The organism is Acinetobacter sp. WCHA39, assembly GCF_002165385.1.
Classification (GTDB): domain Bacteria; phylum Pseudomonadota; class Gammaproteobacteria; order Pseudomonadales; family Moraxellaceae; genus Acinetobacter.
Map to the genome: position 1 here is coordinate 50,302 of NZ_NHRP01000007.1, position 13,378 is coordinate 63,679.

Annotated in this window: 11 protein-coding genes and 1 pseudogene; 5 read left to right on the forward strand and 7 right to left on the reverse strand. The window is 39.8% G+C overall.

What is annotated here, in order from left to right; translation table 11 throughout:
* Positions 1–48: 48 nt before the first annotated feature.
* Positions 49–477: a chlorhexidine efflux PACE transporter AceI gene (gene aceI / locus CDG56_RS05205; protein WP_005160833.1), complete on the reverse strand. Its 429-nt coding sequence runs from the start codon at positions 475–477 to the stop codon at positions 49–51.
* A gap of 101 nt (positions 478–578) precedes the next feature.
* Here aceI and CDG56_RS05210 point away from each other — a divergent pair, with 101 nt between their 5' ends.
* From CDG56_RS05210 to CDG56_RS05225, 4 genes are all read left to right on the forward strand, one after another.
* Positions 579–1,472, forward strand: a complete 894-nt coding sequence (locus CDG56_RS05210; protein ID WP_087547148.1) for a LysR family transcriptional regulator — start codon at positions 579–581, stop codon at positions 1,470–1,472.
* Between the two features lie 107 nt (positions 1,473–1,579).
* Complete coding sequence (gene tal / locus CDG56_RS05215) at positions 1,580–2,569, forward strand: transaldolase (protein WP_087547149.1); 990 nt, start codon at positions 1,580–1,582, stop codon at positions 2,567–2,569.
* A 72-nt stretch (positions 2,570–2,641) separates the two neighbouring features.
* Entirely contained in the window at positions 2,642–3,292 is a 651-nt protein-coding gene (leuE, locus tag CDG56_RS05220) for a leucine efflux protein LeuE (RefSeq protein WP_087547150.1), read from the forward strand.
* 107 nt (positions 3,293–3,399) lie between these two features.
* On the forward strand, positions 3,400–4,578 hold the full coding sequence (locus CDG56_RS05225) for a benzoate/H(+) symporter BenE family transporter (protein ID WP_087547151.1): 1,179 nt from the start codon (positions 3,400–3,402) through the stop codon (positions 4,576–4,578).
* A gap of 48 nt (positions 4,579–4,626) precedes the next feature.
* Here CDG56_RS05225 and CDG56_RS05230 read toward each other — a convergent pair whose 3' ends face one another.
* From CDG56_RS05230 to CDG56_RS05245, 4 genes are all read right to left on the reverse strand, one after another.
* On the reverse strand, positions 4,627–6,459 hold the full coding sequence (locus CDG56_RS05230; RefSeq protein ID WP_087547152.1) for a monovalent cation:proton antiporter-2 (CPA2) family protein: 1,833 nt from the start codon (positions 6,457–6,459) through the stop codon (positions 4,627–4,629).
* A gap of 165 nt (positions 6,460–6,624) precedes the next feature.
* Positions 6,625–7,041: an RDD family protein gene (locus CDG56_RS05235; protein WP_087544321.1), complete on the reverse strand. Its 417-nt coding sequence runs from the start codon at positions 7,039–7,041 to the stop codon at positions 6,625–6,627.
* A gap of 66 nt (positions 7,042–7,107) precedes the next feature.
* Complete coding sequence (locus CDG56_RS05240; RefSeq protein ID WP_087544318.1) at positions 7,108–7,794, reverse strand: dienelactone hydrolase family protein; 687 nt, start codon at positions 7,792–7,794, stop codon at positions 7,108–7,110.
* A 107-nt stretch (positions 7,795–7,901) separates the two neighbouring features.
* Positions 7,902–9,701 carry a hypothetical protein gene (locus CDG56_RS05245; RefSeq protein WP_087547153.1) on the reverse strand — a complete coding sequence of 600 codons (1,800 nt, stop codon included), beginning with the start codon at positions 9,699–9,701 and terminating at the stop codon, positions 7,902–7,904.
* Positions 9,702–9,905: 204 nt separating this feature from the next.
* Between CDG56_RS05245 and CDG56_RS05250 the strand changes: the two are divergent.
* Positions 9,906–10,511, forward strand: a pseudogene (locus CDG56_RS05250) (Uma2 family endonuclease).
* On the opposite strand, the gene CDG56_RS05255 reads toward CDG56_RS05250, so the two are convergent.
* Together CDG56_RS05255 and CDG56_RS05260 are read right to left on the reverse strand one after the other, a co-directional pair.
* Complete coding sequence (locus CDG56_RS05255) at positions 10,503–11,156, reverse strand: DNA-binding response regulator (RefSeq protein WP_087547154.1); 654 nt, start codon at positions 11,154–11,156, stop codon at positions 10,503–10,505. The pseudogene CDG56_RS05250 and the gene CDG56_RS05255 overlap by 9 nt on opposite strands.
* Before the next feature lie 46 nt (positions 11,157–11,202).
* Positions 11,203–13,341, reverse strand: a complete 2,139-nt coding sequence (locus CDG56_RS05260) for a two-component sensor histidine kinase (RefSeq protein ID WP_087547155.1) — start codon at positions 13,339–13,341, stop codon at positions 11,203–11,205.
* Between the last annotated feature and the right edge of the window lie 37 nt (positions 13,342–13,378).

The window sequence follows — 13,378 nt, forward strand, 5'->3', positions numbered from 1 at the left end:
TAAGGCATTGTTTAAAAGAGTCTACTAAACAATGCCTTTATTTATATATCAAGATGCAAATTTCACATCAGGAAAGAAACGCTCTTCTACCATGTCATAACACCATTGGAAGATAAAGGTATAAACCAAAATACACATCGTTAGACCAAAATCTAAAATTAATGCATCAATAAAGCTCATCTTCATCATATAAGCAATAATTGGAATGGTCGCAAGCATCAAACCACCCTCAAAACCAACCGCATGCAAGATACGCACAAGAATCGTTCGTTTCCACTGATATTTATGTTCAACTTTCTCAAAATAATGGTTAAAAATCATATTCCAAATCACTGAAATGATGGCCATGATTACACCTAGAATACCAGTCACCTCTAAAGGCATACTAAAAATAAAACTTAACGCAATTGCGATGATGACCAATAAGATCACTTCATAGCTAATTGCATGAATGAGTCTTCTTCTGGAAATCAACATTTTCTAACACTCTTTTATTTGGATACGCGCCATTTTATTTTTATAATTTTGATTAATCCAATCAGGTTCTTTCACTTTTTTTGATAGATTGGTTTTGACAGATGAATATTAATCAAGAACAACTTCTCATGTTTCAGACCGTAATCGAAACAGGTTCATTTTCGGCTGCTGCGCGGAAACTCGGCAAAGTTCCTTCGGCAGTGAGTATGTCAATTGCCAATTTAGAAATTGATCTGAATCTCAATTTATTCGAGCGAATTGGACGTGAACCTACACCAACACCTGCGGCAATGGTTTTATATGAGAAAACTCAAAAACTTTTGATTGAAATCAATCAATGGAAACAACATGCTCATGCACTCAGCGCTGGACTAGAGTCAACTTTAAACATTGTCGTGGTTTCTGAATTGCTACATACCAATTGGACCGATTACATTACGTTGCTTGAACAACATTTTCCAAATCTGACTATTAATATTTTTTCTGCTCCTCAGGAAGATGCTTTACAGATGTTACTCGATCAGTCTGCGCAACTTGCACTGATGTTTGAACGAGAACAATTAGATAGTCGTGAACAATTTGTTGAATTAAAACGAGAAGCTCTTATTCCAGTGATTGCTCAAGGTCATGCTTTAGCTCAATTTGAGCAAATTTCATTTGAGCAAATGGTGCAGACGCGCCAAATCGTCGTGGCTAGCCGTGACCATAGTATCAAGCCTGAATTGTTATTTTCTAAAGATTATTGGCGTACAGACAACCATCACTCTGCGTGTATGATGATTATTCGGAATTTAGGTTGGGGAGTTTTGCCCTTAGAGATGTTTAATGAGAATCCTGAACTAAAGAAAAAACTAAAAGTTTTGCAACTTTATGATTTCACACCTAAGTTTGAATACTATGTCGATCTAGTCTGGAGTCGAGAAAGCGAGTTAGGTGTTGCTGCTAGATTTTTGATTGAGCATATTCGACAACAACGTCAGCAACCAAGAAAATAGAGTAAATCACTCAGATTTAAATGTATTGAAAGCGATGCTTTGCTTTCCTGTAGATTGTGCTATAAAGAAGTTATCCATAATTCTGTTTAAGTAAGAACGCTATATCAATGACTCAGACTGCATTACACCAATTAAAAAATTTAACAACCGTTGTTGCCGATAGTAGTGATCTAGAAGCGATTGAAAAATTCCGTCCCTTAGATGCAACAACCAATCCATCACTCATCACAGCTGCGGCTGAACAACCTGAAAGTAAACAACTGATTGAAGATGCTTATACACAAGCAAAACAAGAAGGCTATCAAAGTGATGAACTGATTGAACGCACCATTGATATTTTGACAGTAAAGTTTGGCGTTGAAATTTTAAAATTGATTGATGGGCGTGTTTCAACTGAAGTCGATGCTTCTCTTTCTTATGATACTGATGCGACGATTGCCAAAGCGCGTGAACTTTCTAAACTTTACCAAGGCTATGGTATTGAGCAATCTCGTATCTTGATCAAGATCGCGTCAACATGGGAAGGCATTCAAGCAGCTAAAGTTTTAGAGGCTGAAGGGATTCCATGTAACTTAACATTATTGTTTGGTTTACATCAGGCTCAAGCTTGTGCAGATGCAAAAGTCACGCTGATTTCCCCTTTTGTTGGTCGTATTTTAGACTGGTATAAAAAAGCGGAAGGCGTTGAGCAATACCCAATCGAAAACGATCCAGGTGTACTTTCAGTCAAGAAAATTTATAACTATTACAAACAAAACGGCATTGTGACACAGGTCATGGGGGCAAGCTTCCGTAGTACAGCACAAGTCCTCGGTTTAGCAGGTTGTGACTTACTCACCATTGCACCAAATTTATTGGCTCAACTCGAACAAGATCAACAAGTTGTTGAAGCTCAACTCAGCCCAACTTCAGCGCAACAAGCTGAGAAAATTGAACGTACTGCTCAAAGCAAAGAGAGTTTTAAAGCTGAACTTGAGCAAGATTTGATGGCTTTTCAATTACTACAAGGTGGTATTGATGGATTTATCAAAGCACGAAATCAACTCAGTACATTGCTCCGCCAGTCTTTTGGTATTGATGCCGAGATCCAAGCATAATTAGTTTATTTTTCACCTATAAAAACCGATTTTTGTTATATTAATGAGAATCGGTTTTTTAATGAGTAGATTGTGTTCGGCATAACAGATTTAACCACTTTCATTATTGGTACAATCTTAATTGTGTTATTGCCTGGCCCAAACTCTTTATATGTCATGTCGGTCGCTTCACGCTATGGTATTCGTACAGGTTATGCAGCGGCATGTGGTGTATTTACAGGTGATTCGATTTTAATCCTGTGTACGGTATTAGGTGCAGCGTCATTATTAAAAGCCTTTCCGATTTTATTTATCGTTCTCAAGTTAACAGGTGCTTGTTATCTCGCCTATCTAGGCTTCAAACTATTACAAAGTGCCTATCAGACATGGAATAAACCTCCCCATCATTCTGAAATGGCGGATTTACCTCGTTTAGACCAAATTCATCCCTATCGTACTGCGCTCAGTATCAGTTTACTCAATCCTAAAGCGATTCTGTTTTTCCTGTCTTTTTTCGTGCAATTTGTACAACCCAATTATGCCTATCCAGCACTCAGCTTTCTAATCTTAGCCATCATTGTGCAATTGGTGAGTTTCACCTATCTGACTGCTTTGATTTTTTCAGGTGTTAAATTAGCAGACTTTTTCAAACATAATTACAAACTTGCCGCAGGAGGTATTTGTAGCGTGGGGATTTTATTCTTTATGTTTGGATTACGACTAGCAACATCTACCCTTGCATAACGCTGTTTTGATCATATGATCAATTAATTCAATCATTTTAAAACTACGATTTCCGCCAAATTAACGATATACTTTTCAACAAATTTTAATCAAGTATAGATGCATTGATGCAACGTCTAATTCAAGATTTTTCGATTCCTGCTGTTTTTGCTGGTTTTATTACCTTTCTGATTGGAATAAGTGTTTCTGCGGTACTGGTCATTCAAGGGGCGCAATCTCTCGGTGCAAATACAGCACAAATTAGCTCTTGGTTTTGGGCATTAGGTTTAGCGATTGGATTATCAGGACTCATCTTATCTTGGAAATATAAATATCCAGTTGCTACAGCATGGTCAACCCCAGGGATTGCACTGATCATTGCATCGACTGGCCATTATGATTTGTATGAAGCAATTGGTGCTTTCTTAATTTGTGGCGTCGCAATCGCAATCGTTGGATTTTCAGGCATTTTCCAAAAGTTACTGGCGCATATTCCTCAAAGCCTCACATGTGCGATGCTTGCTGGGATTTTATTAAAATTTGGGATTCAAATTTTTAGCAGCTTAGAAAGTCAACTCGGCTTTATCTTAAGCATGTTAGCAATTTATCTTGTGTCAAAACGCTTATTGCCTCGTTATAGCATTGTGCTGACAGTGATTTTAGGAGCGATGATTTGCCCGCTCTTTATTGATTTTCAATTATATTCAATCACTTGGTCTTTTACTCAACCTGTATGGATGCAACCTTCATTTTCATGGTCTGCATTACTGGGCCTAGCCTTACCGTTGTTTGTCATCAATATGACTTCACAAAATTTGCCCGGTATTGCCATGATTAAAAGCTATGGTTATCACCCACACGTCAATCAAATTGTAGGCTGGACAGGCATTACACATACGATTTTCGCCCCTTTTGGTTGTTTCTCGATCAATTTAGCCGCGATTAGTGCAGCAGTCAGCTTAGATGATCAAGTGCATCCTGATCCGAGCAAACGCTATATTGCAGGTATAAGCTGTGGTTTGTTTTATATTTTAATGGGGCTTTTCGCTGCAACCTTAGTCAGCTTACTCATGTCATTTCCGCCTATTTTTATTGTTGCACTTGCAGGTATTGCCTTATTTGCCACGATTAGCCATAACATTGCAGTGGCTTTTGCAAACGTAGAAGAACGAGAAGCAGCATTACTCACCTTTTTATGTAGCGCATCAGGAGTTCAATTTTGGGGAATTGGTTCTGCATTTTGGGGGCTTTTATTGGGTATTTTTGTTTTAGTTTTATTCAAATTTAAATTAAAAAATAAGTCTTAGTTTAGTCTAGCTAAGACTTATTTAAATCCATTTTATTTCAAAATCGATTTACCTATCTTCTACATCCTTTTCAGTTTCTTCACCATTTAAAATTCGTCCTGCTTGTTTAGGTCGAATCAATGGTGCTGTAGGTCGAGGATGAGAATGTGAGTATTGTAAACCCACCCCAGCATAGACATCATCCGCAGCAATTTCAGTTTCAAAACGCTCATTATCACGTTCTCGAATTTCATTTGAGATCATACGAACCTCATGTTCATCGACACCTAATTGCTCTAAAATGACTTCACCGAATTTAACCGCAGATTCAAAGGTTTCACGAATCATATAATCGACTTTTTGTTTGACCAAATGTAGTGAATGCTCTCGATCATAAGAACGAACCAAGACTTTGGCTAATGGAAATTCATGTGTCACCAATTCCACAATTCGATTGGTTGTTTGTTTACTGTCGACACAGATGACGATTGCTTCTGCCGCCGAAGCCCCTGAAGCATGTAAAATATCGAGACGACAGCCATCGCCATAGTAGATTTTAAAACCAAATTTTTCTGCGTTTTGAATCATGTCGATGTCATTATCAATAATTGTCACATCAACCCCTCTTGCCAAGAGTAATTGACTTGTCACCTGACCAAAACGACCAAAACCAATCATTAAAATACTGCCACTTAGGCCTTCAGCTATATCAACGTTATCAAGAGAAACTGAATCTTTGGTTTCGGTAAATCGTTTAAAAAGAATGCCTAAGATTGGGGTTAATACCATAGACAGTACAATAATTGCTGTTAGATTCGACTTAACTGTATTATCAATCACCTGAGCAGTGAGCGCCGCAGAAAACAGAACAAAAGCAAACTCACCGCCTTGCGCCATCAATAAAGCACGATCCAAAGCTTCCGTATGCCGACTTTGGGTTATTCGCGCAACCATATAAATCATGAGTGATTTCGCAAACATCATTGCAATAACGCCACTGACAATCAGTTGCCAGTTTTGCTTCACGACCGATAAATCCAGTGACATTCCAACACCAAGAAAAAAGAGCCCCAATAAAATTCCTCGAAATGGTTCAATATCGGCTTCAATTTGGTGTCTAAAAGTTGATTCTGATAGCAACACGCCTGCAAGAAATGCCCCCATTGCCATAGATAAGCCACTGACTTGCATCAATAAAGCAGCACCCAACACCACTAAAAGTGCTGCAGCCGTCATTACTTCTCGTGCTTTTGCCGCAGCAAGCAATCTAAATAAAGGATTGAGCAACCAATAACCTGCGGCGATTAAACCTGCAATTGCAATTAAACCAATGCCAATATTTTCTAAACGTGCTGAAGTGCTTTCCACCACATGATTCGGTGCCATAAAAGCAACAATTGCCAGTAATGGGACAATTAATAAGTCTTCAAATAATAAAATCGCGACAATCTTTTGACCTTGTGGCTGGGCAATATCCCCACGATCACCCAAGAGTTGCATCACAATTGCAGTAGACGTCAGTACAAAACCAGCAGCTCCAATAAAGGCCACCTGCCAAGTAAAGCCGAATAATAGCCCCACACCTGTCAGTGCTGCCGCACAGGCTACAATCTGTAAAGTGCCTAGACCGAAGATTTCACGTCTGAGTCCCCATAAATGCGAAGGCTGCATTTCCAGCCCAATCACAAACAGGTACATGACGATTCCTAATTCTGCGATGTGTAAAATTGATGCGGAGTCTTGGAAAAATGCAAAGCCAAATGGTCCAATGATCAAGCCTGCAATTAAGTAACCCAGTACCGAACCCAAACCTATTCGTTTAAAAATAGGAACAGCTATTACGGCCGCGGTCAATAAAACGACAGGGGCAATTAAACTGATCGAGTGTGCTTCTGAACTCATACTGTTCTCATTTTTATCAATGCGATTTTATTCTATGTGAAAGCTTAAAAGACTGATATATCATTTATGAGACATCGCCTCTCAATTCATTTATTTTCATGTGGATAGAAACAAAAAAGCCGTCAACCATGACGACTTTTTTGTGTTCATCTTGAAAATCTAAAGTTACAACTCACGTACAACTACACTTTTTGCGATTTTGTCATGCCAGCCTTGTTTTTTACTATCGAATGCAATCCAGATAAAACCGAGAAAGAAAACCAGCGTAGATGGAAAATAACCAATATAACGAAGAATAGCTTGCCCAACCGTGAGGTTTTCGCCTGTTTTTTCATCCAGTACCTTTAAACGTAATAAACGTTTTCCAGGTGTTCCTGCAAATTTTACCCAGCATACAATATAAAAAACTGCACCAATAATCTGGCCAAGCCAATCTGACCATGTCCAGCCTGTAAAACCACTTGCAGCATTTGGTGCGATAATCATCATGATCGGAATCAAAGCGACAATCAGAATAATCGAATCAATAATAGACGCAAGAAAGCGTATCCAAAAACCTGCATATTCGTATTTATGTGACATTTTCCCCTCTCATTTTATTTCTATAAGAATCAATATTTATACGTGATATTTACCTAAGCATATTATTTATACCGTATTTTGTTTTAATTCACGATCAAAAAATTCAACTGTACGTTGCCAAACCACCTTTGCTTCAGGTAAACCACGACTGACACTGCGGAATCCGTGTGGCATGTTATAGGTATAGGCTTCAACCCGATCACCCAGTTGCTGAATCAGTTTGTTGCGCTTGGTTGTTGGACAGAATGGATCAACGTTTGACCAATGCCCCTGCAAAATGCGAATGTCATCCAGAGATTCTTTTTTCGGTACGCCTGCACCTTGAATTCCCAGTGAATGATGATAAACCACAGGTGCCAGCATGTCCTCACGCTTGGCCATTTGAATCACATAACCACCCGTTAAACATTGTCCCAGCATGCCCAAGCGACCATTTGAGCGTGGATCAGCTTTTAACGCATCAAGTAACACATGAATTTCTTTATTCATATCGCTATCGGCAGCATTGATTCGCCCAGCCTTACTGACCATTGCCCGAATACAATACTTGACTGCACCACCACTAAATAAATTGGGTACATAAACCAGATAGCCACGATTTGCCAAGTCCTGTGCATCTTCCCGATACACATCCAGTATGCCAAACAATTCATGCAGCAATAAAATAGCAGGCGTTTTTTCAGAGCTTTGTGCAGGTGCATACACTTCAACTTCGATTTTACGTGTCGGTAATGTGATTGTTTTTATTTCCATTTCAGCTATCCATTCTTTTAAATCGCTTTTATATTATTTTTGACAATATTAATTGTCAAATAAAAAAGGGCATCAATAGATGCCCCAGCTAAGATTAGAGTAAATTTTTAAAATTTCAGTATACCATTGGCAGTTAATATTTTCGTTGGATCAGCTTGTTGAGAAAGTTTTACATCTTTAAATGTTAATGTACGGTTTGCTGTGTCCAAACTTAATCCAGGGCATACCGAAGTTTCCGAAGCATATGTTCCACATTGATACCAAGTCATTGAACCTAGTACAAATGAGATATAAGTAGCAGTCGCATTAGCTTTGGTAATCGTTATACCATCCTCTAGTGGTGGATTTGCTTTATGGGCGAACTGTACATTTACAGTTTGATTAGATGCGTTAAACTGCCCAACTCTTGGTGTCGCCCATACAGTTGAGTTATGTTCGAATATCAATGGCGAAGCTAATCCAGTAATGGTGATACAACCCCATTGATTGGTACTATTTGCACAGCTTGTAGCAGGTGTCGGTGTAGTCTGCTGACTGTTATCTAAATACATCAACAAACTATTATTTTTAACTGTTAGATCTTGCGTTGTCCCACTGACTGCTTTTAATACAGTATTATTAAAATAGAAGCTTTTTGCAGGTTTTGAATTGATCTGTCCATCTTTTACGGTTACACCATTACAGGCAGGATTTGTTCCCACACCACATGCCCAAGCATAACTATTATTTTCAACAGCAACACTTTTCACAACTGAATTTTCAACCGTGATTTTTACATTTTCTTTTTTATCAGCATTAAAAAATGTATAAATATCAGGTGATGTAATTGCAACTGAACTTGCCTTACTAAAGCTACAGAAATCATTCGGGGCATTCTTAAAGCCAAGCTTATCATCCGCACCATTTGACTCGCAAAGTTGTGGAGAGGCTGTGGCTTTTTCACCATAAAAACCTGTAAAATCTGCACTTTCTGCAGAATATTTACCTGCATTGTCTTTAAATAGTGTCACATATCCCTTATCAGTAATTACATAATAATTTGTACCATTTTGCTGAACGTTTGCACCGCAAACTTCTGCAATGGTTGCAGTTGTGCCTTTTGCAATAACTTTTCCTGTCGCTGCATTCAGATTCAAGACCACTGTACCTTTATCACTGTAATCACCGCTATAGCTCATCAAATCACTGAGTTTGCCTACAGGTAGTTTCTTGCTGGCACAGGTTTCTGTTACTGGGGCAGGAGTTACAGGAACGAAATCAGGAACTGCTGCCACATCTCCTGCTTTTACTTTCTCAATCAGGGCAGCATAGTCTTTAATCGTAGCTTGATTGGCAGCCAATGATGCCGCAAAAGCATCCAGAGCCTTATCAAATGAATCACCAATTGCAAATTTAGTTGTTAATAGGTCAAAGTTTTCTGGTAATACATAACCATCTGCTTTGAGTTGCTTGGTTAAATTATCTACCGCGGTTTTAAGTGTGGTTTCTAAAATTGGTTGATAGGTTTTAAACCAGTCACTTGGCGTTTGTGAGCTTGCCAAAGCCAGAGCAAGATCAGTAAATGGTGTAATATTGACATTACCCGCTTTTGCAGCATAACCATGCAAGGTTTGGGTATCTGATGCTTTCACTTCCAATGCACAAGGTAGTTTAGTGCTATCCACCTGCCCTGACCATTCCCCCTGTTCATTGGTTTTAACCTCATTTTTAAACCCAGTGCCATCTTTACAACTCGCTGTGACACTGGCATTTTTAATCGCTGCCCCAACAGCTGCTGTTCCAGCTAAATTACTGTAGGTTGTGGTCGGTGTTGGTGATGTATTACTGTGCTGATCATCGTCATCATGACATGCTGTAAGTAAAACACTGGCAGCAATACAAGCACTCAATAAACTTTTTTTTAACATACGAACCCCATTCGTTATTTCATCCCTTTCGTGATGACAGTAACGTTTTTAGGGTTTTCTGCGTATCCCCAGTTCAGGGGGGGATAGCCTAAAATCTATTTTGACTTCAAAAACTTGTTTACAATGTGAATATTCAATGAGTTGTGATACTTCTTCATACACGCTAAGGTATAGGCTGTATTTATATCATTATGAGTTATTGCCATGTCACCTCATCATGCCTACCCACTTTCAGTCAGTGAACAGGATTATCTTGATGGCGAATTGCTAACTGATATTAAACATGAATATATTCATGGCGAAGTCTATGCAATGGCTGGGGCAAAAGCGGCGCATAATCATATTGTCAGTAATATATTCAGCCTTTCATATGCATTTAAAAGGAAAATCTTGCAGTTCTATGATGTCAGATATGAAAGTCAAAATTGACGACTGTTATTTCTATCCTGATGTACTGGTTGATTGTTCAGATTTAGCAGATGACAGTGTTTTTACACAAACACCGACCATTATTGTTGAGGTATTGTCTAAATCCACGCGCCAGATTGACCGTGTGATCAAACGTGAAAAGTATCTACAGATTCCGACCCTACAGGAATATATCCTGATTGAACAGGGTATTGCCGAGATTGAAGTAGTATGTCGTAGTCAAAACTGGCAATCTCATTTCTACTATTTGGGAGATCACATTACACTGAACTCAATTGGTTTAAGCATTTCAGTTGAAGATATTATGACCGTGTCAAAAATGAAGATGTCGTGACATGGCTAGAGAAGAAAGCCCTAGCAGAACAAAACCTCTCAAATTAAACCATATTGCTGTGCCAACAATGCCGCTTCAGCACGGGATGAAATATGCAGTTTTTGATAAATTGTCTTGATATAGCCATTTATGGTATGGCCAGATAATTTTAATTCGTAGGCGATTTCAGCGACCTGATGTCCTTTTGCAATATAGACAAGCACCTGTTTTTCCCGATTTGTTAAAGTCAGTGACTGTATGGCCTGTTGCTTTTGTTGATTGAGCTGTTCATGTGTTTTGACATAATTGAGCAGTTTCTGCGTCATGCTTGGGGAAAAGGCATGGATTCCAGCAATCAGGTTTTTCAAATGCTGCTGAAATAGAGTGGGTTCAAGGTCTTTCAGCAAGTACCCTTTTGCACCATGACAAATGGCCTCAAACAGATATTGGTCATCTTCAAAAATAGTTACCACCACACTCAGGGTATTGACAGAATGTTGTGCCAGCCAGTCAATCACCTCTGTTCCCTTTCCATCAGGCAAGGAAAGATCAATCAAGGCCAGATCATAATGTTGTGACAATAATGACTGTTTTGCTTCCTTTACACTATAAACCTGTTGGATACGAATGCCTGCAAAGGTTTCAAGCAACATCTGTTTCATCCATGCATTGACTTCCAGTATATCTTCTAAAATCAATGCCGTTTGAATCATATTTACACACATCTTATATATTTACATCCATTACTTTTTGCCACAGTCACGATAATGGAAAAATCAACTCTACCCTTGAACCTTGTGTTTCTGGCAGCCTCTGAAAATGCAGGGTTGCCGAAAGTTCAGTTGCACGTTCCCTCAGGTTTTTAAGCCCATTCCCCTCAGGCTGATTAGTTTGACCATCAAATCCAGCACCATCATCACAAATGACTGAAACCAGTTGTGAATCAACCAGGCTAATCTCAATGATTACACTCTGGGCATTGGCATACTTCATTATATTACTGATGATTTCCCGAAGCATAGAAATATAATGCCTGTATTGTGCATAACTTAAGGTGATGGGTGTGTCAGCAAGCTTTTGTTGCCAATTCAGTTCTATCCCACAACTTTGCAGGCGGGTCACAACCTCATGCTCAAATTCCTGCAAAACCACATTTAACTCAACACCCGTACCCAACAGACCATTGACGATGGTACGCATTTCAGCAATTGCCTGACGAATGGCCTGCTTGGCTTGATCCACATCTTTCTGATACAGACCTGATAATAGTTTTGCCCCCAGGTCATCGTGCAAGTCGCGGGCGATACGGTGTCTTTCCTCACGCACACCATTGTCATAGGCAACCCGACTCTCGACTGCCTGAGCTAAAAACGGTAATAAATTCTGAACCAGTTGCTGGTCATAGGCATTAAACAAACGGCGGCCTTGCTGCGGATAGCTGAGACGCATCGCTGCCAGTCCTGCCACCTGTGGGGTATACATCACCAGTCCATTATCTTCAATTTGGCTATTATTTTCGTGTTCACTTATTTCAAGGTTTAATGGCTGAAACAGGTCATTCAACAAGGCTTTCCACTGTAACTGGCGTTCCTGCTCATTCACCGCAAAGCTGACCTGCAAGATTCGCTCAAACAGTTCGCTGTCGGATAATTTTTTACGTTGTAACAGCCGTGCCTGTAGCCAGCCACGGACAGGCAGCCAAACCAGACCACAGATCAGGATAGCCAGACTGAGTGACATAAGTGGGCTTAACATCATCACCAGAAAGGCATCCAGCAACACCAGTAAAATCGCTCCTGCCAGCCAGTACAGAATTCCGAATGCCCAACGGTCCAGACTAAATAACTGATAGCGTTTTAAGCCAATCGCAATACCAATGGTCACAAACAGAAAGAAACCAAACGAATAGGCTTGTGACATATTCAGCTGAATATCAAGTAGCTGGGTACTCTGAACCAAAAATACAAATGCGCCGCTACTCACCAGAATCCATAAGGCAAACCAGCGCAATGCCACTTTTGCCCGTGGATCATGTCGGTTTGCCCGCCATTGCCAAACCATACATAAAATTGCGCTCAGCATTTGTAAGGTAACGGGTAAGTCTCCCCCCATGCTTGGTTCAGGTAATAGAAATAAGGTATCGAGCAACCACCAACCAGAGAAAAATATCGGTATTGCCCACAACCATTGGGTTCTGATCAACTGCTTTGGGTACACCAGGAATAGACTGATTAATGCACAGCCATATAGCAATGCACCACCCGTATTGATTGCGACCAGTACCCGAAATAATTCGGCATTTAAAGCTAGATCACGGGTGCTATAGATGGCTGCGGAAAAGGCGAATACTGGATAGGCCGCATTGAGTAAGGCAAAAACACGGGGGGCGATTTCATTGGGACGCAATGCCCAAATCCAGCAGCCCAGTAAAAACCCAATCGAACTGACAGCAAGCTGAAACCAGAACTCAAAAGGTAAATCCCGAAGTGTTCGTTTAGGCTGAATATTGACAGGATATGGCGTTGAGCTTGAATGATCGCCTGACTGCAAAAATATCTGCTGATGCTGGCTAATCAGTTGATAAATTTGGCTCTGCTTGATAAAAAACTGCTGCATTTCAGAATAGGTTGCAACAAAATGAGGATCTTCAATAAAGTCATTTGCATTGAGTAGTATTCGGTTCTCCCCACCTGCTGATGAAATCGCAACTGAATCCACATCCCATAATATCAATCGCTGTCCGTCAAATACCGAAATTTTCTGGCGTTCTTTAACTTCAAAGCGTAAATGGCTACTGGGCTGATTTACCGCACAATAGATGACCGCAATAAGGGTCAACGACAATCCTAAAATGGCATAAAACAACCGATCCGCTGGTGTTTTGCGACGCAAAACCATGTATCACCACAATATGAGTATCCTTTCTGTGAACTAA